The sequence below is a fragment of the Hymenobacter sp. HD11105 genome (assembly GCF_054051685.1).
In genome coordinates this window covers 79,577-99,845 of record NZ_JBSWBR010000001.1, presented here as the reverse complement: position 1 = coordinate 99,845, position 20,269 = coordinate 79,577, and the positions used below count along the sequence as shown (strand labels likewise).

15 protein-coding genes are annotated in these 20,269 nt (G+C 55.5%); 9 read left to right on the top strand and 6 right to left on the bottom strand.

What is annotated here, in order from left to right; genetic code table 11:
* Positions 1-57: 57 nt before the first annotated feature.
* Positions 58-777 (top strand): arylesterase, encoded by a 720-nt coding sequence (locus ACW9KT_RS00480; RefSeq protein ID WP_457077400.1) that lies wholly within the window; start codon positions 58-60, stop codon positions 775-777.
* A gap of 190 nt (positions 778-967) precedes the next feature.
* Here ACW9KT_RS00480 and glgP read toward each other — a convergent pair whose 3' ends face one another.
* Together glgP and ACW9KT_RS00470 are read right to left on the bottom strand one after the other, a co-directional pair.
* Positions 968-2,617 carry an alpha-glucan family phosphorylase gene (gene glgP, locus ACW9KT_RS00475; protein ID WP_457077399.1) on the bottom strand — a complete coding sequence of 550 codons (1,650 nt, stop codon included), beginning with the start codon at positions 2,615-2,617 and terminating at the stop codon, positions 968-970.
* A gap of 146 nt (positions 2,618-2,763) precedes the next feature.
* Positions 2,764-3,216, bottom strand: a complete 453-nt coding sequence (locus ACW9KT_RS00470) for a ferritin-like domain-containing protein (protein WP_457077398.1) — start codon at positions 3,214-3,216, stop codon at positions 2,764-2,766.
* Between the two features lie 361 nt (positions 3,217-3,577).
* Between ACW9KT_RS00470 and ACW9KT_RS00465 the strand changes: the two genes are divergently transcribed.
* The 5 genes from ACW9KT_RS00465 (at position 3,578) to ACW9KT_RS00445 (ending at position 11,178) form a co-directional block, all read left to right on the top strand.
* Complete coding sequence (locus ACW9KT_RS00465; RefSeq protein WP_457077397.1) at positions 3,578-5,485, top strand: glycoside hydrolase family 13 protein; 1,908 nt, start codon at positions 3,578-3,580, stop codon at positions 5,483-5,485.
* Positions 5,486-5,653: 168 nt separating this feature from the next.
* Complete coding sequence (locus tag ACW9KT_RS00460) at positions 5,654-6,361, top strand: SDR family oxidoreductase (RefSeq protein WP_457077396.1); 708 nt, start codon at positions 5,654-5,656, stop codon at positions 6,359-6,361.
* Between the two features lie 105 nt (positions 6,362-6,466).
* Complete coding sequence (locus tag ACW9KT_RS00455; protein WP_457077395.1) at positions 6,467-8,305, top strand: alpha-amylase family glycosyl hydrolase; 1,839 nt, start codon at positions 6,467-6,469, stop codon at positions 8,303-8,305.
* A 102-nt stretch (positions 8,306-8,407) separates the two neighbouring features.
* Positions 8,408-9,826, top strand: a complete 1,419-nt coding sequence (locus tag ACW9KT_RS00450; protein WP_457077394.1) for an MFS transporter — start codon at positions 8,408-8,410, stop codon at positions 9,824-9,826.
* Positions 9,827-10,080: 254 nt separating this feature from the next.
* Positions 10,081-11,178 (top strand): glycosyltransferase, encoded by a 1,098-nt coding sequence (locus ACW9KT_RS00445; RefSeq protein ID WP_457077393.1) that lies wholly within the window; start codon positions 10,081-10,083, stop codon positions 11,176-11,178.
* Positions 11,179-11,234: 56 nt separating this feature from the next.
* Here the strand turns inward: ACW9KT_RS00445 and ACW9KT_RS00440 are convergent, their stop codons facing one another.
* Positions 11,235-11,657, bottom strand: a complete 423-nt coding sequence (locus tag ACW9KT_RS00440; protein ID WP_457077392.1) for a hypothetical protein — start codon at positions 11,655-11,657, stop codon at positions 11,235-11,237.
* A 323-nt stretch (positions 11,658-11,980) separates the two neighbouring features.
* Between ACW9KT_RS00440 and ACW9KT_RS00435 the strand changes: the two genes are divergently transcribed.
* Positions 11,981-14,947, top strand: coding sequence for a M16 family metallopeptidase (locus ACW9KT_RS00435; protein WP_457078556.1), 2,967 nt, complete (start codon positions 11,981-11,983; stop codon positions 14,945-14,947).
* 98 nt (positions 14,948-15,045) lie between these two features.
* Here ACW9KT_RS00435 and ACW9KT_RS00430 read toward each other — a convergent pair whose 3' ends face one another.
* Together ACW9KT_RS00430 and ACW9KT_RS00425 are read right to left on the bottom strand one after the other, a co-directional pair.
* On the bottom strand, positions 15,046-16,305 hold the full coding sequence (locus ACW9KT_RS00430; RefSeq protein WP_457077391.1) for a protoporphyrinogen/coproporphyrinogen oxidase: 1,260 nt from the start codon (positions 16,303-16,305) through the stop codon (positions 15,046-15,048).
* A 35-nt stretch (positions 16,306-16,340) separates the two neighbouring features.
* Positions 16,341-17,030, bottom strand: coding sequence for a c-type heme family protein (locus ACW9KT_RS00425; RefSeq protein ID WP_457077390.1), 690 nt, complete (start codon positions 17,028-17,030; stop codon positions 16,341-16,343).
* A gap of 565 nt (positions 17,031-17,595) precedes the next feature.
* Here ACW9KT_RS00425 and ACW9KT_RS00420 point away from each other — a divergent pair.
* Entirely contained in the window at positions 17,596-18,021 is a 426-nt protein-coding gene (locus ACW9KT_RS00420) for a nuclear transport factor 2 family protein (protein WP_457077389.1), read from the top strand.
* A gap of 324 nt (positions 18,022-18,345) precedes the next feature.
* Complete coding sequence (locus ACW9KT_RS00415; RefSeq protein ID WP_457077388.1) at positions 18,346-18,813, top strand: chromate transporter; 468 nt, start codon at positions 18,346-18,348, stop codon at positions 18,811-18,813.
* Between the two features lie 154 nt (positions 18,814-18,967).
* Here ACW9KT_RS00415 and thrC read toward each other — a convergent pair whose 3' ends face one another.
* Positions 18,968-20,260 (bottom strand): threonine synthase, encoded by a 1,293-nt coding sequence (gene thrC / locus ACW9KT_RS00410; protein WP_457077387.1) that lies wholly within the window; start codon positions 20,258-20,260, stop codon positions 18,968-18,970.
* Between the last annotated feature and the right edge of the window lie 9 nt (positions 20,261-20,269).

Sequence of the window (20,269 nt, the reverse complement as noted above, 5' to 3'; positions counted from 1 at the left end):
GAACTTCCGAGCGGTCCGCGCGTTTGTACCAGGCATTATCCAGTAAGGAAACCGCCTATGTCTGTGCGCTCCTGTACCTATGCTCTGGTCACGGCTCTGGCAGCTTTGTTGGCCGCCTGTCAATCGCCGGAAGCTACGGGCGCGGCCGAGACTCCCGCCCGCTTCATAGCGCAACCTATTCATATGCAAAACATTATCTTCTTCGGCAACAGCCTCACCGCCGGCTACCAACTGCGGGCCAACGAGGCGTTCCCCGCCCTAATTCAGCAGCGCCTCGATTCGCTCAAACTTCCCTATAAAGCCCTCAACTACGGCGTAAGCGGCGATACCACCGCCGGCGGCCGCCAGCGCGTGGCCAGCGTACTGGCCCGCCAACCCGTCGATGTATTTGTGCTGGAACTGGGCGCCAACGACGGCCTGCGCGGCATTCCCGTGCGCGAAACCACCCAAAACCTGCAATTCATCATCGACCAGGTGAAGCTCAAGTATCCCGAGGCCAAAATTGTACTCGTGGGCTTGGAGTTTCCCTTCGACCTGAGCGCCTTCGGCAGCCACCAATACGGCCGCTACGCCGCAGAGTTCAAAGCCTCTTTCCGCACACTAGCCGATAAAAACAACGTCGCTTTTGTGCCTTTCCTGTTACAAAACGTGCTCGGCGTGCGCTCGTTAAATCTGCCTGATGGCGTGCACCCGAATGCAGAGGGTCAGAAAATTCTGGCCAACAACGTGTGGGCCATTCTGCAAACGGTTATTCAAACCACAGATCAGGTAGGCTAGCCAAAGCAAGTTGCAAAATTCAACTTATCAGTCGGTCATGCAGAGGCGGAGCCGAAGCATCCCGCTCGCTTCGTTGGGTTACCATTACAACATCAGCACGCGAGATGCTTCGCGCCGCTCTGCATGACGTTCACTAATAAAAAAGCCCCCAGAAGAAATCTGGGGGCTTTTTTGGTCAAGCGTCGATAAATTATGCCTTGTACATCTGCTCGTAGTATTCCGTGGCCATGCGGTGCGACTCGAACTCGGGCTCTACTTCGCGCATGCCGGTTTTTACCAGCTCCAGGAATTTCTCGGGCTGGTCGTAGTACAGCGGTACCACTTCGTTTTCGAGCACCGTGAGCAAGCTGTCAGCTTCGGAATCGTCCTTCACGTGCTCATGGAGGTTTAGCTCAGCGTGGGGGATGAGGAAGCCGTTTTCGCCGTGGCGTACGAATTCTGGTATCCAGCCGTCGGCGATGCTGAGGCTGGCGCAGCCGTTCATGGCGGCTGTCATGCCGCTGGTGCCGGAAGCCTCGCGGGGGAAGCGGGGCGTATTTAACCAAATGTCCGAGCCCTTCTTCATAGCCGCTGATAAGCCTAGCTCATAGCCTGTGAGCACGGCGCAGGTTTTGAGCGGACGAGTTTGCCGAATAATGTCGTTGAAGAGATTGATGGCGCCGTAGTCTTTCGGATACGGCTTGCCGGCCCAAATCACCTGTACGGGCCGGTCAGGATTGGAAACCAGCTCTTTGAAGCGCTCAAAGTGACGCAGGATAAGGTCGGCGCGCTTGTAGCCGGCGAAGCGCCGGGCCCACACCACGGTCAGCGCATCGGGGTCGAGCAGAGTGCCAGTCTGGTCGGCTACTATGTCGAACAGATGCTTTTTCAACTCCCGCTTACGGGCTTTTAGCGCTTTGTCGTCGTTGGCTTCCAGGGCTTCGTGGAGCTGCTTATCGCGCCAGTAGGTGCCGTTCTGGGAGTTGGTAATCGGGATAATTGGGCAGATGCCGGCATTTGCCCCCCACATCTGGTTGGCCACGATGCCGTGTACTTTGGATACAGCGTTGGCTTTGCGCGAGAAGCGCAGGGCCGTGAGCGTGTAGTTCAGGCGGTCATGCTCTACACCGGCTACGCGGGTTATTTCGGCGGCGGGCACATTGCCAAAGAAGCTCATCTTGGCGAGTAGCTTCATGTCGTGCTCCTCATTGCCGGCCAGCTCGGGCGTATGGGTGGTGAATACCAGACGCTTCTGTACTTCTTCCAGCTTACGGCCGTGCTTGTCATAGAGGTAAAACGCCAGCGGCAGGCCGTGGCCTTCATTGAGGTGGTAGGTATCCATCTTCACGCCCAGCAAATCCAGCAATTTGCCCCCGCCTACACCCAGCAGAATAGACTGAGCCACGCGGGCCGCCGTGTCGGCGTCGTAGAGGTGGTGGGAAATGGTGCGCGAGATGAAATCGTTCTCCGGAATATCGGTGGTGAGGAAGAACATGGGCGCCGTGCCGAAAGTATTGGGGGCCAAATACATGGCCTTCACCATCACCTCCACATCGTGAATAATGATGGGGAATACCAGGCCAGTGTCTTCCAGGAAGGAATAATGCTTCTGCCGGAAGTCGGCGCGCATGGTCTGGTCCTCGTTGCGGCCCTGATCGTAGTAGCCAAACGACCACAGAATTCCGATACCGATCAGGTTTTGCTTCAGCTCATAAGCCGAGCGCATATGGGAGCCAGCCAGGAAGCCCAGGCCGCCGGAGTACGTTTTGAGGGCCTGGTCCAGGGCGAATTCCATGGAGAAATACGCGGCCTGCGTGGCAAATTCAGGGGCAGGAGTGTAGGGTTTAAATTCGAATGCCATGAGGGGTAAAGTCGGGATGAATAGTTGGGGCGGGCCAAGCTCGGCCTTTGCGGCGGCCAAGGTCAGCATTTCGTTTCAAAAAAAGCGGGAGCCGAATCAAATATTCGGCTCCCGCTACTAAAGCAGGATTGGGGAAAGCAAATACGTTAGGAATGGCTGTGCTCTAGCTTTTTAAGCTTTTTGTACGTCTTTTCTGAAATATGCAGCTGACGCTCCACTGCCGTACGGATGGCGGCGGGCAGAGTTTTGTCGTCGAGCGCATCCTGATACGCTTTCAGCGCCCATTCCTCCCCATGTACGTTGGAGCCCAGAATAGCTTTCTCGTCGGAGCCCGTTAGCAGAGCTTTGGCGTCCATCCAGCCGCGGTAAAACTTGCCTTTGAGCGTAGTGCCGGTTTCGGGCTCGGCACCCAGCTTACGCAGGTGGCTGTTCAGCTCCTTCGAAAACTGCTGACTTTGGCTCACCAGCTGCTTGTAGTAGCCTTGCAGATCGTGGTCTTTGGTTTCTTCAACAGCCTTCTTATAGCCCTCAATCCGGTCGTTTACGAAGAGCAAAAGCTCCTGTAGCGTGTCGATGCTGTCGGTGTTTGCAGTAGCCATAGCGTTGAGTAGTAAGGGTAAAGGATAAGATATTGCCTGACAAACTAGGCAGAAATAGCAAACGACGAAGCGCCGAAAGGGTTGGCGTTTTGGCGAGGGTTATTATAGCTCCATATTCTGCTTACTGGCTCATCAATAGAAACTTACAGCTTAAACTAAAGCAGTCTGTCATAACTTCTCATCTTAGGCTGACTGAACATTGGTAGCCTATCTTTTTAAATCACCAAAAAAGCCCCCCAACCTAAGCTGGGGGGCTTTTTCTTACCTTAAAAATCCATCTGAGGATACCTGTTGGTAGTGGAGTGTTTTTTCGGAATGTGCTTACCTTGCTCACCCGCTCACTCCATAGTCCTGAATTTCCATGAAATCCTTTTGTGTTTTGCTCCTGCTCGCCCTCGGCCTGCTTGGTGCCAACCTCCCCTCCGTAGCCGCTCCCGAAGCAGCATTTGATATTGCCTCGAAGAAAAAAGCTGGTCCTATTACGCGCATTGATCCCACGTTTTGGTGGGTGGGCATGAAGAATCCGAAGCTGCAGCTGCTCGTGTACGGCCCTAATATCAGCGTCAGCAAAGTCAGTTTGAATTATGCTGGTGTGACCTTGGATGGCATACAAAAGCTGGAAAGCCCGAACTATCTGCTTGTTAACCTGACTATTAGTCCCAACACCAAGCCCGGCAAGCTGCCGCTGGAGTTTGACGGCGAAAGAAAGATAAAATATGAGTACGAACTGCGTGCCCGCAGCACCGAGGTAGGCCGCGTGCAGGGCGTTACCAGCGCCGACTTCGTGTATCTGCTCATGCCCGACCGCTTCTCGAACGGCGACCCCAAGAACGATGTGATAAAAGGCACGATGGTAAACCGCGTATCGCGCGACTCCATGTACGCCCGCCACGGCGGCGACCTGCTGGGCATCGAAAACCACTTCGACTACCTCAAAGAGCTAGGCGTCACGGCTATCTGGCCCACGCCCATCGTCGAGAACGATATGCCCAAGGCCAGCTACCACGGCTACGCCCTCACCGATTACTACGCCGTAGACCCGCGCTATGGCACCAATGAAGATTATGTGCGCTTCGTGCGTAACGCCCACCGCAACGGCCTGAAGGTGATTCACGATGTGGTGCTCAACCACATGGGCAGCAAAAACTACCTCTACCTGGATCAGCCGGCCAGAGACTGGTTTCATCAGTGGCCTACCTTCACTAAAGGCAACTACCGCGATGGAACCGTGAACGACCCCTACGCCTCGGCCGAGGACCGCAAGCTGTTCAATACCACCTGGTTTGATACCACCATGCCCGACCCGGCCCAGGAAAACCCGCTGGTAGCTACTTATCTGATTCAGAACTTTCTGTGGTGGGTAGAATACACCGGCCTCGATGGCTACCGCATCGACACGTATCCGTATTCGGAGCCTGGATTCCTGATGAAATGGGGCAAAGCTATTCAGGATGAGTACCCGCAGCTAGGTATGTTTGGCGAGACGTGGGTACAATATGCCGAAGGGGTTTCTCAGCAGGCCTTCTGGTCGCGCAACGCATTTCCGCCCGTCAATGGCTTTAAGAGCAACCTGAATGGCGTTACGGATTTTATGCTGTATTACTCCATTCAGGACGCCCTCAACAAGGAGCCCGGCTGGTCGGAGGGCATTTCGAAGATCTACTACACGCTCCAGAGCGACTGGCTGTATGAGAATCCGAACCGCAACGTTATTTTTCTTGACAACCACGACCTGAGCCGAATTTTCTCGGTGCTGGGCGAGGACGTGAACAAGCAAAAAATGGCTTTGACCTGGCTGCTGACCTGCCGCGGCATCCCGCAGCTGTACTACGGTACCGAGATTTTAATGAAAAACTTCTCTAACCCCGACGGCCTCGTGCGCTCCGACTTTCCGGGGGGCTTTCCTGGAGATAAGGAGAATAAATTCACGGCTGCGGGTCGTACACCAGTTGAGCAAGAGGTGTTTACGCTGGTAAGCAAGCTGGCCAACTACCGTAAAGATCACCCGGCGCTGCACAGTGGCAAGCTCATGCACTACATCCCCGAGGACGGCGTGTACACCTACTTCCGCTACAACGACAAAGGCGAAACGGTGATGGTAATGATGAATGCCAACAAGCAGGATAAAACCGTAGATGGGGGGCGTTTTACCGAGCGCATGACTGGTTTCACCTCAGCTACCAACGTGGTTTCGGGGGCTACTATACCTGACTTGAAAACGCTGCGTATTCCCGGACAAACGGCTTGGGTGCTGGAGTTGAAGCGGTAGCTAGTGCAGGTTGTCATTCTCAAAAGGCATTGAGATTTACCTTAAGAATCGCTTCGAATAAACCTTAATGTTCTGTATCTTGAAACTCCCATATTTCGAGGAGTCAGGGAGTTACAGAAACAGTCTGCTTCTTCAGTGCCTTCGGCGAGTTCAACCTAACAGAACCATATGACCGACCTCACCGATAAAGTCGCCATCGTTACCGGGGCCAGCCGGGGCATTGGCCGAGCCATTGCGTTGCTGCTGGCTATGCAGGGGGCAAAAGTGGTGTGTGTAGCTCGCTCCGCCGACGATTTGTTGGATGTAGCCCACAAAATCAACGGTCTGGCCGTCCCCGCCGACATATCCGACGAGGACGACGCCCTGAACATTGTGCACGTGACGCTGCGCCACTACGGCCGCCTCGATATTATCATCTGTAACGCGGGCGTCGGCAGCTTCGACCTACTCGAAAACGTAGATTCCGCTGAATGGGACCGCATTTTCAAAGTGAATGTGAAGGGCACTTTTCTGGTGTGCAAAGCCGCCGCGCCCCACTTCAAGCTGCAAGGCTATGGCCATATTGTGGGTATTGCCTCCGATGTGTCGAAGCGAACCTTTGCTACAGGCGCGGCCTATGGGTCCAGCAAATATGCCCAGGATGCCGTACTTGGTGCTTTGCGCAAAGAAATGCGCCCCTACGGCGTTAAAGTCAGCACTATCTATCCGGGCTTAGTCGATACGTACTTCAACGATTCTCACCCCGGCGGCCCCGAAGCCGAAAAGACTCACCTACGGCCTCTTGATGTGGCTCAGGCCGTGCGCTACATTCTGGAGTCGCCGCCCCATGTTGTGGTTGATGAGCTCATGCTGCATCCGCTCACGCAGGAGTGGTGAGTTTATGAATTGGTGAAGAGGTGAGTTTTAAATCCTGCTTGCACCATTTCATAAACTTACCACTTCACCGCCTCACCATCCCACCAATTCCTATCTTGCCCGTGTATGCACAAACTTCTACCTATTGCGGCCTGCGCGCTGGCTTTGGCTGCGTTCCGGTTTTCTCCCTCGCCATTTCCTGCTTCCGTGACCGATTATACTACCCTGCCTGACCCGAACACCACCGACGAGATTCCAAAGGACAATAAGCTCGTTATCTATCAGTTACTGCCGCGCCTTTTTGGGAATAAAAAGGAAGTAAACAAGACCCACGGCACCAGTGCCGAGAACGGGACCGGCAAGTTCAACGACATCACCACCGCTGCCCTCCAAGCCCTGCGCGACATGGGCGTTTCGCACGTGTGGTACACTGGCATTATTGAGCACGCCACCATGTCTGACTTTACCAAGTTCGGCATCCCGCTCGACGATGCCGACGTGGTGAAAGGCCGCGCCGGCTCGCCCTACGCCATCAAGGACTACTATGATGTAGACCCCGACCTGGCCGTGGATGTGAACAAGCGCATGCAGGAGTTTGAAGCCCTCGTGAAGCGCACCCACGACAACAAGCTCAAGCTTATTATCGACTTCATTCCTAACCACGTAGCCCGTACCTATAAGTCGGATGCTAAGCCGGCCGGCGTCGTGGATCTAGGCGAGAAAGACGACAAGACCAAGGCATTTGCCCCCCAGAACAACTTTTACTACATGCCCGGCAAAACCTTGGTAGTACCCAAGGCCAACAACCCGCTGGGGGCAGCGCTGGGACCCAAGGAAGACAAGAAGTTCGACGAGACGCCCGCCAAAGCCACTGGCAACGACGTGTTTACGGCCGAGCCCAGCATCGACGACTGGTTTGAAACCACCAAGCTCAACTATGGTGTCGATTATCAGAATGGTCGCAAATCGTATTTCGAGCCCGTGCCCGATACCTGGATCAAGATGCGTGACATCCTGATTTTTTGGGCTAAAAAAGACGTGGATGGCTTCCGCTGCGACGTGGCCGAAATGGTGCCGGTTGAGTTCTGGGCCTGGGTGATTCCGGAAGTAAAAAAGGTGAAGCCTAGCCTCGTATTCATCGCCGAAGCCTATGACCCTAAAGTGTATAAGCGCTACATCGAGCAGGGCAAATTCGACTTCCTCTACGACAAAGTAGGCCTCTACGATGGCCTGCGCCGCCTCATGCGCGGGGAAGGCCACACCGATGACATTACCAAAGTGTGGAAAGAAGAAAGCCGCGGCTTTAGCTCTCACATGCTGCGTTTCCTAGAAAATCACGACGAGCAGCGCATTGCCTCCAATGAATTTGCCACCGACCCGCGCACTGCTATTCCGGCCATGACGGTGTCGGCCACACTGGCTTCGGGGCCCGTGATGGTTTACTCGGGCCAGGAAGTAGGGGAGCCGGCCAAGGGTGTAGCGGGCTTTAACACCGGCGACGGTCGCACCACCATTTTCGACTACTGGGGCGTGCCTGAGCACCAGAAGTGGATGAACGGCGGCAAGTTTGACGGTGGCCGCTTGAGCCCCGAACAGCGCCAGTTGCGCGGTTTCTACTCTCGACTGCTCAACCTTTCGGCCAGCTCCGATGCTATTCGCCGAGGCAAGTTTTACGAGCTGCAGGACGCTAACAACCTCAGCAAGAGCTACGACCAGAAGCAGGTATACAGCTACCTCCGCTATACCGACAAGCAGCAAGTGTTAGTTGTAGTCAACTTCAGCCGCGACCAGACCCTGCAGCCCACCCTTACTATTCCGCCGGCTGCCATGGCTGCTATGGGCCTAAATCCGCAGCGTCGCTACACCTACACCGACTTGCTCAACGAAACGCCCCCCACCGACAACCTCACCCTGACGCTAGCGCCGCTCAGCGCTTATGTGTTTGAAATAAAGGCCAAACAGTAGTAGTACTTACTCCACGGCCCGGTCCTCTGCTCTGCCCACCAGAGCAGGCGACTCAGCCAAGCCGAGAATCCCTCCCTCTCCTCACCAAACCTCCCACCCATCATGGCAAGCAGCCCCGTTGTAGCCACTTCCAATACCCGCGAAAAACCCCGCCTGAGCTTCTGGCAAATCTGGAATATGAGCTTCGGCTTTCTGGGTATTCAATTTGGGTTTGCTCTGCAGAATGCCAACGTGAGTCGCATTTTTGAGACCATGGGTGCCGACCCCGACAACATCGCCTTCCTGTGGCTGGCCGCGCCCGTTACGGGGCTGCTGGTTCAACCCATTATCGGCTACCTCTCCGACCGCACCTGGAGCCCCCGCTGGGGTCGGCGGCGCCCCTTCTTTCTTGTGGGGGCCGTTTTAGCTTCACTGGCTTTGCTAGTAATGCCCAACGTGACGGCCTTGTGGATGGCTGCCGGTATGCTCTGGATAATGGACTCTAGCATTAATATCAGCATGGAGCCTTTTCGGGCGTTGGTCGGCGACTTGCTGCCCTCGGAGCAGCGCACTGCTGGCTTTGCGGCCCAAACCTTCTTTATCGGCGTAGGTGCCGTGGTTGCATCGTCTCTGCCTTGGATGTTTACCAACTGGTTCGACGTGCCCAATACTGCTCCGGCCGGTCAGATTCCGCTGTCGGTGAAGTACGCCTTCTACATGGGTGGAGCGGCATTTTTCTTTGCTGTACTCTGGACGGTGCTGCGCACGCGTGAATACCCACCCGAGAACATGGAGGAGTTTGAGGAAGAAAAACGGCGTAGCGCGGGTTTTTTCAATGGTGTGCGGGAGTCGTTTGCTGGCATCTTTGCCATGCCCAAAACCATGCGTCAACTGGCGCTGGTGCAGTTCTTTTCCTGGCTGGCTCTTTTCTCCATGTGGATTTATACCACCCCTGCCGTCACCAGCCACATCTACGGTACCACCGATGCTACTTCTAAACTCTACAACGAAGGTGCCGACTGGGTAGGCGTCTGCTTTGCCGTGTACAACGGCATATCGGCCATTGCGGCCTTGCTGCTGCCTATTCTGGCTCGCGCGACCAGCCGCCGCTTTACGCATATGCTGTGCTTGGTAGCTGGAGGCTTCGGCCTGATTTCAATTTACTTTATCGACAACCCTACTATGCTGCTGTTCTCTATGGTGGGCGTAGGAATTGCTTGGGCCAGCATTTTGTCGGTGCCTTATGCTATGCTAGCCGGTGCGCTGCCTGCCAACAAAATGGGTTACTACATGGGCGTATTCAACTTCTTTATCGTGATTCCACAGGTAGTAGCCGGCCTCATTTTGGGCTTCTTTACGAAGAATGTATTCGGGGGCGAATCGGTGTATACTCTCGTGCTGGGGGGCATTTCCATGATTATCTCTGGCCTGCTCACCTTGCGCGTCGATGATGCCGACGATGTGCGCTTGCCCACCACCGAACCAGTCGCTCTCGATACGCCAGCTTACGACGCTCCAGTGCAAACCGATCCAAGACTGTAAGTCACTAGAAACTAGTGCAAAAAGCCCCCCCAGTAGCCACTGTAGGCCCTTGGGGGGCTTTTTATTTCCTTTTGCCTCGAATAGGCCAGCTAAGTTCTCCAAGAAGTCTCCGTATTTGTACGTGAGTGCAAGACATAAAATTCAGCATTTACACAGCAACGCTAGCCCCAAACTCAGTCGTATTCCCTTGGAGTAACCGGCCGCGTTCCTGCTAAAGCAGTAGAGTGCGGCCTATTTTATCAAAAGGGCTTTTTATGGTAATTGCTGCTGTTTTCTTTGGGTTGTTTTTCGCGCTATGCGGATTGATTTTGCTGCGCGTACTGCGTCGCCGGCCCATTCCGTCCTTTGGCGCGGCCCGACCCAAAGTCAGTATTCTGATTGCCGCCCGCAATGAGGAAGCTACCATCGAGCGCTGTCTTCGCTCGCTTACTGCCCTCAATTACCCCGCTGAGCAGCTGGAAATTCTCATTGGCGACGATGCTTCCACCGACAGCACCGTAGCCGTGGTGCGGAAGTTTATTGCCGATAAGCCCCAGTTTCGCCTTATCTCTGTGCGCCAACGCCTAGGCACGGCCCGCGGCAAAAGCAACGTGCTAGCCCACCTGAGCCGCGCCGCTACCGCCGATTATTTCCTCATCACCGATGCCGATATGGCGTTGGCACCCGATTGGGTCGTGACCATGCTAGCCGCGGCTCCCGCAGGTGTAGGCGTCGTGACAGGCGCCACTACGGCCTCAGGCGGCATTTTCGGACGCCTGCAAGGCTTAGATTGGCTATTTGGCTTGAATCTGATTCGGCTATTTACCGAAATGGGTCAACCCGTGACGGCCGTCGGCAATAACATGCTTGTAACTCGCAAGGCATACGAGTCGATTGGCGGCTATGAATCGCTGGCTTTCAGTATTACCGAAGACCTGCAGCTGTTTGATAAGATCGTAGCCCAGGGTTGGGGCTACCGCAACCTAATAGACCCGCGGGTACTGGGCGTATCGGTACCCCAGCCCACGGTGCTTCACCTGTTGCGCCAGCGTAAGCGCTGGATGAAGGGCGCCACCCGCCTGCCCTGGCAACTGACTATGTTGTTTAGTCTGTACGGCATGTTTTATATGGTGCTGTACTGGCCCGGCTTTCTGGCGCCATGGCTTATTCTGACCTTGTTTACAGCAAAGCTGGTGATGCAAACGCTGTTTTTGCATATCACGCTACGTCAGGTAGGACGGCGTGAGACTTTGGCCGTGCTGCTGCTGTATGAGCTGTACCTATCGGTTATGTCTTTGGCGGTGCTGGGGTACACGCTGTGGCCCAGCTATATTCAGTGGAAAGAGCGTCGCTACCGCTGGGCCGAGGGATAAGCCACTTCTGCTAACGGTCTAGGTGATTGTTGGGGGGCAAAATTTGCCCGCCTTGTTTAGGCGACGCCCATATGCAGCCATTGTTGGGCCGCCTGCTCTTCGGTAAAAACGCCAATGGCGGCGCTTTGCCGTACGGCCATCGGATACGTGGGTTCCAACAACGCAATGCGCTCCCGAATTAGGTCGAGGTGATAGGGCGTTACCAGGTACGCTAGGCGCCGGGAAGTGGTGGGCAAGCTTGCTGCCATTTGCGGCCGAAAATTGGCCAGAATCCAAGCGAAGTCCTCGCTGGACGCTAGCCCCCTGCTACGCAAATCGACTAGCCACCAGCCCGAGCCGGAGGTACGCGCTAGCTCCAGCGCCGCCCCGTAGCCCGCCCGGTGCTCTTGCGAGGATACGGGCCGCCCCCAACGCATGAATAGCACCTGTAAATCAGGCCGGTAGGAAAGACGCAGGAAGTCGAAATCAGAAGAGAGCATGAGCACAAAGAGCCCAAACATACCAGCACATCTGGGTGGGCGACCGATAAACAGTAACTGTAGCTTAAATGATTTAGGGTAGGCAATTAAAGGCAAATAGCACCTCCTGAGCTAGGTTGCGGTCAAATTGCCCTCAAGGTAATTTGCTCATGCACTTATATGGTGAAAAACAGGTAATCTTGGACACTAAAGCGTGCATCCCATTGCAGCGCTGCAGTGTCTTTGCCCATCCTTCCCTTTTCTCACTCCCAGTAAGAAGTTTCATGACTCTCAAATCGTTCTGGCTGCTAGGCCTGGGCCTGACGCTGGCGCTAAGCCCAGCGATGGCGCAACAGACTCCGGCTCCTAAAAAAGTAACCAAGCCAGCGCCCGCCCCTGGGGGCACCAAGCTGGTAGAAAAAGTGACCCGTAAGGGTTCGGAACTGGTCATTCCCTACGAGAAATACGTGCTGCCTAACGGCCTGACGCTGCTCGTGCACGAAGACCACAGCGACCCGTTGGTTCACGTTGACGTGACCTACCACGTGGGGTCGGCCCGCGAATCGATCGGCAAGTCGGGTTTTGCCCACTTCTTCGAGCACATGATGTTTCAGGGCTCAGACAACGTAGCCGACGAGCAGCACTTCAAAACCGTGACTGCGTCGGGTGGCACGCTCAACGGCACCACGAACCGGGACCGGACCAACTATTTTGAGACCGTTCCCAACAATCAGCTCGAGACGGCCCTCTGGCTGGAGGCCGACCGCATGGGCTTCCTGCTCGACGCCGTTACCCAGCAAAAATTTGAGGTACAGCGCTCCACGGTGAAAAACGAGCGTGGCCAGAACTACGACAACCGCCCCTACGGCCTAGCCGCCGAAAACGTCTCCAAAAACTTGTACCCTTATGGTCACCCTTATTCTTGGATGACCATCGGCTACCTGGAAGACTTGGACCGCTCAGATGTCAATGACCTGAAAAACTTCTTCCTGCGCTGGTACGGCCCCAACAATGCTACCGTAACCGTCGGCGGCGACGTGAAGCCCGCCGACGTGGTGAAATTGGTGGAGAAGTACTTTGGCCCTATTGGTCGCGGTCCGGCCGTGGAAAACATGAAGCTGCCCGCCCCCAAGCTTACGGCCGACCGCTACGTGAGCTATCAGGACAACGTGCGCTTCCCAATGCTGCAAATGGTCTTCCCGACCGTCCCGCAGTATCACCCCGACGAAGTAGCCTTGGATGCGTTGGCTGAAATCATTGGCCAGGGCAAGAATTCCTTGCTGTACAAAAACCTGGTCAAGAACCAGAAAGCCGTGCAGGCGTCGGCTGGTAACCGCACCTCCGAGCTATCGGGCGAGTTTAATATCACGGCCTTAAGCTTCCCCGGCAAAGGACTGGACAGCATGGATATTATTGTGCGCCAGACGTTGGCAGAGTTTGAGAAAACCGGCGTGACCGACGAGCAGGTGAAGCGCTTCAAGTCGAGTGCCGAGGCTGATATCGTGAATAACTTGGTGAGCGTGAGCGGCAAAGTATCGCAGCTAGCAGCCTACCAGACTTACACCGGCAACCCCAACCGCTTACCTGAAGAGTTGAAGCGTCTGCGGGCCCTCACCAAAGCCGATGTGGTCCGCGTGTACAATCAGTATTTGAAGGGTAAAAATGCCGTGGTACTTAGCGTGGTGCCCAAAACAGCCCCCAATCTGCTAGCCAAAGCCGACAATTACACGGTTTCTAAGGAAGGCTATCAGGCCCCCGCGGATATCTACAAAGGCCTGACTTACGCCAAAGCAACCGACACTTTCGACCGCAGCAAGCAGCCGAAGAGCCGCGCGAACCCTGTAGTGCAGGTGCCCGCTTTGTGGCAAGATCAGTTTAAGAATGGCCTACGCATGATGGGTACGCGCAACTCGGAGATTCCCTCGGTCACCATGCTGCTCACTATTCGGGGTGGCCACCGCCTCGAGCAAACAACCCCGGAGAAAGCCGGTATTGCTTCCCTCACGGCAGCTATGCTCAACGAAGGCTCGCAGAAATACTCGGGCGAAGAATTTAGCGCGGCTCTAAACACTCTGGGTAGCACAGTGCAGGTAATTCCCGGCGATGACAACACGACCGTGTACGTGCAATCGTTGACCAAAAACCTGGATCAGACCATGGCCCTGCTAGAAGAGCGCCTGATGCGTCCGCGCTTTGACCCCACCGACTTTGCTCGTATCAAAAAGCAAACCTTGGAAGGTATTGCCAACCAGAGCACCCAACCGGTGACGATTGCTAACAAAACGTACAACCGCTTGCTTTACGGCCCTGGCGATATCATGAGCATCCCTGCCAGCGGTACGCAAAACTCGGTACAAAACATCACGCTGGATGACGTAAAGCAGTTTTATGCGAAAAACTATGCACCCAACGTATCCTATATGGTGGCTGTGGGTGACGTAGAGCAGAAGGCATTGGTATCGAAGCTGGGCTTCTTGGAAAATTGGAGCCGCAAGGAAGTCGCGCTACCAGCTGCTAACCCCGCTGCTAAGACCGACAAAACCAAGGTTTACTTCGTGAACAAAGACGACGCGGCCCAATCGGAAATCCGCATTGGCTACCTGGCGTTGCCCTACGATGCTACCGGCGACTACTATCGTTCGTATCTAGCTAACTACATTCTGGGGGGCAATTTCAACTCGCGCATCAATCTGAACCTGCGGGAAGATAAAGGCTACACCTATGGCGCCCGCTCGGGCTACTCTGGTACTCGCTACGTGGGTCCATTTACGGCCAGCGCTGGCGTGCGGGCCGATGCCACTGCGGCCTCAGTAAAGGAATTTGTGAAGGAAATCGAGGACTACCGTAAAAACGGTATCACCGACGAAGAGCTGGAGTTCCTGAAGTCTTCCGTGGGCCAGAGCGACGCCTTACGCTACGAGACCGGCCAGCAGAAAGCCGCTTTCCTCAGCCGCTTGCTCGAGTACGACCTGACCCCCGACTATCTCAAGAAGCAGACGGACATCTTGCAGAACCTAAAAAAGGAGGACGTAAAGGCTATAACCCAGAAGTACTTGCCCCTCGAGAGCATGGTGATGGTAGTAACCGGCGACCGGAAGCAGTTGCCTGAATTGCAGAAGCTAGGCTACGAAGTAATCGAGCTTGACCTCGACGGCAACCCCGTGAAGGGCGATATGTCGGCTTCCTACAACGTAGTAGCACCCGCCGAGGCTGAGGCTGCTCCCGCCACCGACAAGAAATCGAAGCGGAAGATGAAGTCGGAGGACGGCAAAAAGATGAAGATTAAAGAAAAGACAGAAAAGACTAAGTAGCCTTTCGAGCTTCACTTATGAAGTGAAAGCCCGGTTCCAGATGGAGCCGGGCTTTTTTTGTGCCCTGGGAGGCAAAAGGCCTCATAGACGGGAGTCTGCTACATAGCTAAGAGCATTTCGGCTACCTCGCGCCCCGTGGCCAAGGCGGCATTCTGGGAAGGATAGGCCGCGTAGTCGCCGCAACGGTAGAGGCCTTCGGCCACGCGCAACGCCTGCCGGGGTGCCTGCCCCGCTGGGTACACCGGCAAGGCATACGGAATAGGATAGCTGCGCAAATGCTGCCACTGCGCCGCCTCGGGTCCAAACCAAGCTGTAAGCTCCTGACGCAGACGAGTGGTAAGTGTGGCTTCATCCAAGCCATGCTCACCGTGCGTGCTTACCGAGACCAGCGTGCGGCCCTGGGGGGCATATTCGGGAGCAATGTCACTGGGGAAGCTTACGTTGTGCGCTAAGCAGTTGGGCGCCGCGTTGAGCCGCAGCAGTCCGTCGCCGCGGCCGGGAGAGCGGTCGGCGGCGAAGTACGTGCACGTAGTACGACGCCAGGCCAAAGGAGGCGTAGTGATGGCGCCGGGGGGCAAAAGTTGGATGGCGGCCTCGCCATCAGTGGCTACTACCACAGCGCTGGTCGCTAATGTTTCCCCATTGCCAAGGCGCACAAAATTGCCCCCCAAAGCCTCCACCAACGTGTTCAGCCGTATACTACCGCTAGGCAGGCGAGCTGCCAGCTGCTCGGGAATCTGCTGTATGCCGCGAGCCGGTACCACCGCTTCTCCAATGACGAACTGTTGAAACACAAACTCGAAAAAGTTGCTGGCCGTGCTCAGAGAACGGTCAAGGAAAACGCCACCGAAAAAAGGTCGGAAGAAAGTGTCGATGATTTGCTCACTCCAGCCATAGCGACGCAGAAAGGTAAGCGTATCGGTAGCGGGGCGCTCCAGCAGTTGCTGACTGGTTTGGGACCTAACCTGGAATACGAGCTGCAAAATGCGCAGCTTGTCAGTGAGCGAGCCAATGGGCGAAGTAAGGGCCGAAAAGGCAGCCAGTGGCTCCTGTAGCGGGTTTTGTAGCGTAGTTTGCCGCCCATCGGCCAGGCGAATTACGGCTCCGGAGCGAAAGGCTTTCAAATCGGCGGCGCCGTAATCGAGCAGGCGCTCTACTTCGGGGTAGCGGGTGAGCAGCACCTGAAAGCCCCGGTCGAGGCGGAAGCCGTCGGGCGTCACGTCGGTGCGTACTCGGCCGCCCACGGCGTCGGCGGCGTCCAGCACCAGCACCGGCCGGCCGGCGCGGTGCAGGTAATTGGCGCAAGCTAGGCCGGCCAGCCCAGCCCCGACGATAATGGTAGGCGCGGTTGAAGTCATGGGTTGCAGAAAGTAATGCTGGGGGGCAAATTTGCCTAAAATAGCTTGGGACGCGGCTTCATGATTTTCCGCGTTTTCATGGTGTAAAACTCCGCTACGCCCGAGCGCTGCATCTGCACTCGCCACACGCCCATAGGTTCGCCCAGCCGAAAACCAATTGATTTGTCATTGGAGTATTGTTTCTGAATCAGGGCATAATCGGCTTCGCTGAGGTCCTGGCCCACCTGCCCGTGACAGCGCAAACATTGCTGATCGTTGAGGATGATGGGCCGCTGGTAGCTAAACTGCTCTGTACTCAGCCGGCTGACAAGACGAGCGGTATCGGGCCGAAGCTGGCTGGGGGGCAAATCGGCCTGGTTTTGCGGGTTGCGCGAGCGGTGACTCAAGCGGCGCGGCGTGGCTTCCAGTACTTTAGCCAAGGAGTCGACGGAAGCGTAAGTTTCGGGGCGGCAGTAGGGGAGGGCAGCGGCCAAGCCACCGCTGTCCAGCTTTGCGGCCAGCACGCGGCGTAGCTCTCGGTCGGCATGGGTGGTGAGTGAGTCGCCGGCCCAACGGGTAGCGCGCAGCAAATCGGCGGGCATAATGCGCTTCACCGTCATATTTTCCAGCGTCACAGCGATTTTCTTGCCGTCCTTAATGTGCTCAATCTGGTCGGCAGAGCAGGCTAGCAACAGGCTGGACAGGAGAAGCGCAAGTCCGGCAAGCGGACGATAAGAGTAAGGCATCAGCGTAAAAAAGTCAACACGGAAAAACAACCAGCACAATAGCTTCAAGTTTCGGGCAGCACCGCTTTCAAGTTCTGACCTTCACCTTGAAAAGGACCGGCGTAAGCTCTTGCCTCGCGACTGCCTCGCGGCCTTGGCAAAGGTAGGGCAGGTAGCTACTAGCTGCATCCAACAGAGCGCAAGTAATAAACGCAGCCCAAATAACACGAGCAAGACCCCGTTCAGCACATTTAAGCTTGCCTTGCTTTAATTAGACAATATAACTTCTTAAACTTATTATTTTCAGTTCTCAATCAGAGGCTTACGAGTCAGTGTCCGGTAACCGCACTGGCTTAAAGTGTCAGATATTGTCAATCATTTTTTATGTCGCAACCTGCTGTTGTGTCGCCAGCCGCCCCTTTCCATCCTTTTATCTCAGGCTCCTCAGAACATCTATTTTGCTGTGGTACTGATAAGCACCTGAAGATCTCATAAACACCTTCCTAACCAACTACTGGCTATAATATAGCCAGCTACGCCCGGCGCCTACATCGGTAGCTGTTTTCCCAAATCAATTACTAAGCGCATGAAATACCTGCTCGTGTTCTGGCTTTTACTGACACTTAGTTCGGCTAAGGCTCAATCCTCGACGAAAGCGCCTACCTCTGCTGGAGCGGTAGAAACGCCAGTTCAAGTGGTTCAACGCCAGTTGGCGGCTTATAACGCCCGCGACGCGGCCGCTTTCGCCGCTACCTACGCCGAGGATGTAGAGCTACTGGAATTTCCGGCCAAACCACAGCTAGCTGGGCGCGCTAAGCTGCAAGCCTCCTATGCCCAATTTTTCGGGGCAGCGCCCCAGCTACACTGCGAAATCCTGCACCGCAGCGTGTTCGGCAACCGTGTAGTAGACCATGAGCGGGTGACCGGCCTGCCCGACGGCAAAACACTGGAAGCCATAGCCGTGTACGAGGTGGAAAATGGCCTGATCCGGCGTGTCACATTCATCAAATAAGCTGTGCCACGCATGCCTGCTATTCTTCCTACTTTTTTATATATTCCCTTACTGGTTGACATGCCAGCCAAATAGCCGAATGATCGCCGCGCTTCTGGTTGAGCTAGGAAGCGGCCTTGCGGCATTTGACGAGGCTGGAAAAACCAGCAAAGGCACTTTTCGGGCGCATTTATCAATGATGCCGGCAACAAAGTCACGGTGTACGAAGGCTGCTTCGGTGGCCAACGATTTAAGGCGGTGAAGTATAAATTCTAAGCCTTTTCCGCACGCGCGGTGCTTGATGCCCCGGCCAAACGGCGTTATCCACCACCTTAGCCTACTCCTATGCAAACCAACTTTCCTCCCTCGACCGACAACGCCGGCCCCTACGCCATTCTGGAAAAGGAACTGGCGCCACTATTTCTCGACAAGCTGCCCCCCGCGCCGCTTGGGCTGAAGGAAGGCTTCGTCAAATACTTTCCCTGGATTACGGTGGTGCTGATGGTTTTGCTGCTGCCAGTATTGCTTTTGGCGCTGGGCTTGGGTACGATGCTGGCACCGTTCGGCTTTCTGAGCGGCTTGGGTAGTGGCTTTCTGGGTATCGCGGCTCTGGCGCTTTCGGGTGCCATCTTGGTGCTGGATATGTTGGCTTTGCCGGGTCTGTTCAACCGCAAGCGCCGCGGCTGGGTGTGGGCCTACTACGCTCAGCTGCTGAGCGTATTGTCGAGCCTGCTGTCGTTTTCGTTGTTAAGTGTTTTGTTGAGCGGGGCTTTTTTGTGGCTGCTCTATCAAGTGCGTAGCTACTACAAATAACCCGCGCGAAAGCCAACACAGGCCTGGGCACGAGTTTGCCGTTGCCGCACCTGTACAGAGGAATTTGGAGACACTTAGCTCAGCTTTGGAGGCAGCTCAGTTTGCCAACGGCCACGCATTATGGCTTAGTAGAAATTTGCCCCCCAGAACGAATTTACCGAAGCAAGAACTCCTGCAAAGCTGCATACTCCGGCTCCAGCAATATGCTGCGCTTCTGCCGGCTGAGTAGCCCCTGCACCGCCGTCGGTACTGGTACTTGTGCTTTGATAACGGGCTCTACCACCTCTGGGAACTTCACCGGGTGTGCCGTTTCTAGAAAAATTCCTTGCTCATCGGGATGTTCAACAAGATAATCTTCCAGCGCCCACAAGGCAACAGCGCCATGCGGATCCAGCAGATAGTCATTTTCCTGGTACACCCGCCGGATAGTAGCCGTCGTCTGCTCATCTGAAACCATAGCGCCACTAACCAACTGGCTAACAGCCTCGTGGCGCTGCTCGAAAAGCTCCAGAATCCGGCCGAAGTTGCTGGGGTTGCCCACATCCATGGCATTAGAAAGCGTAACTACGGCCTCGCGTGCCGTAAAAGTACCGGTGCGCAGATAGTCAGCTACGGCTGAATTGGCATTGCAGGCAGCCACAAAATGCCCAATAGGTAAGCCCGACGCGTGGGCTAGTAGCCCGGCGCAGATGTTGCCGAAGTTGCCGCTGGGTACCGCCACCACTGGGGGGCTTTTCTGCGTCCACTGTTGCAGGGCGTAGCAATAATAAAACTGTTGGGGCAGCCAGCGGGCCACATTAATAGAGTTAGCAGAAGTCAGTTGCCGATGCTCCGTTACCACCGGGTCCAGAAACGCCTGCTTCACCAGCTTCTGGCAATCATCGAAGTTGCCGCGCACTTCCAACGCTGTAATGTTCTGGCCCAGCGTGGTCAACTGCAATTCCTGAAGCTGGCTTACTTTGCCCGACGGATACAGAATAACGACCTCCACGCCTTCCACGCCCAAAAAACCGTCGGCCACGGCTCCGCCCGTATCCCCAGACGTGGCCACCAACACCGTAACCGGGGCCGTTTGCTGACGCGAGAAGTAGCCCAGGCAGCGGCTCATAAACCGCGCGCCCACATCCTTAAAAGCCAGCGTCGGCCCGTGAAACAGTTCCAGGGCCGCTATTCGCTCCGTCATGGGAACCAGCGGAAACTCAAAATCCACTGTTTCGGCGCAGATACCGCGCAATACGTCTGCTGGAATGGTGTCGCCCACGTAGGGCCGAATAACCTCAAAGGCTACTTCAGCCCGCGGCATCCTCTTCAGGTCATGAAGAAAATTGGGTGAAAAGCGTGGAATGTGCTCCGGAAAGTAGAGCCCGCCATCCGGCGCTTGGCCGGCAATAGTAGCGGCCTGAAAGTCCACGGCTGGGGCTTGTTTATTGAGACTGTAATAGCGCATAGAAATAAA

Coding starts and splice junctions, on each gene's coding strand:
- ACW9KT_RS00465 (WP_457077397.1), top strand. CDS start 3,578: ATGAAATCCTTTTGTGTTTTGCTCCTGCTCGCCCTCGGCCTGCTTGGT.
- ACW9KT_RS00445 (WP_457077393.1), top strand. CDS start 10,081: ATGGTAATTGCTGCTGTTTTCTTTGGGTTGTTTTTCGCGCTATGCGGA.
- ACW9KT_RS00425 (WP_457077390.1), bottom strand. CDS start 17,030: ATGCCTTACTCTTATCGTCCGCTTGCCGGACTTGCGCTTCTCCTGTCC.
- ACW9KT_RS00460 (WP_457077396.1), top strand. CDS start 5,654: ATGACCGACCTCACCGATAAAGTCGCCATCGTTACCGGGGCCAGCCGG.
- ACW9KT_RS00440 (WP_457077392.1), bottom strand. CDS start 11,657: ATGCTCTCTTCTGATTTCGACTTCCTGCGTCTTTCCTACCGGCCTGAT.
- ACW9KT_RS00415 (WP_457077388.1), top strand. CDS start 18,346: ATGCAAACCAACTTTCCTCCCTCGACCGACAACGCCGGCCCCTACGCC.
- thrC (WP_457077387.1), bottom strand. CDS start 20,260: ATGCGCTATTACAGTCTCAATAAACAAGCCCCAGCCGTGGACTTTCAG.
- ACW9KT_RS00450 (WP_457077394.1), top strand. CDS start 8,408: ATGGCAAGCAGCCCCGTTGTAGCCACTTCCAATACCCGCGAAAAACCC.
- ACW9KT_RS00420 (WP_457077389.1), top strand. CDS start 17,596: ATGAAATACCTGCTCGTGTTCTGGCTTTTACTGACACTTAGTTCGGCT.
- ACW9KT_RS00430 (WP_457077391.1), bottom strand. CDS start 16,305: ATGACTTCAACCGCGCCTACCATTATCGTCGGGGCTGGGCTGGCCGGC.
- glgP (WP_457077399.1), bottom strand. CDS start 2,617: ATGGCATTCGAATTTAAACCCTACACTCCTGCCCCTGAATTTGCCACG.
- ACW9KT_RS00435 (WP_457078556.1), top strand. CDS start 11,981: ATGGCGCAACAGACTCCGGCTCCTAAAAAAGTAACCAAGCCAGCGCCC.
- ACW9KT_RS00455 (WP_457077395.1), top strand. CDS start 6,467: ATGCACAAACTTCTACCTATTGCGGCCTGCGCGCTGGCTTTGGCTGCG.
- ACW9KT_RS00480 (WP_457077400.1), top strand. CDS start 58: ATGTCTGTGCGCTCCTGTACCTATGCTCTGGTCACGGCTCTGGCAGCT.
- ACW9KT_RS00470 (WP_457077398.1), bottom strand. CDS start 3,216: ATGGCTACTGCAAACACCGACAGCATCGACACGCTACAGGAGCTTTTG.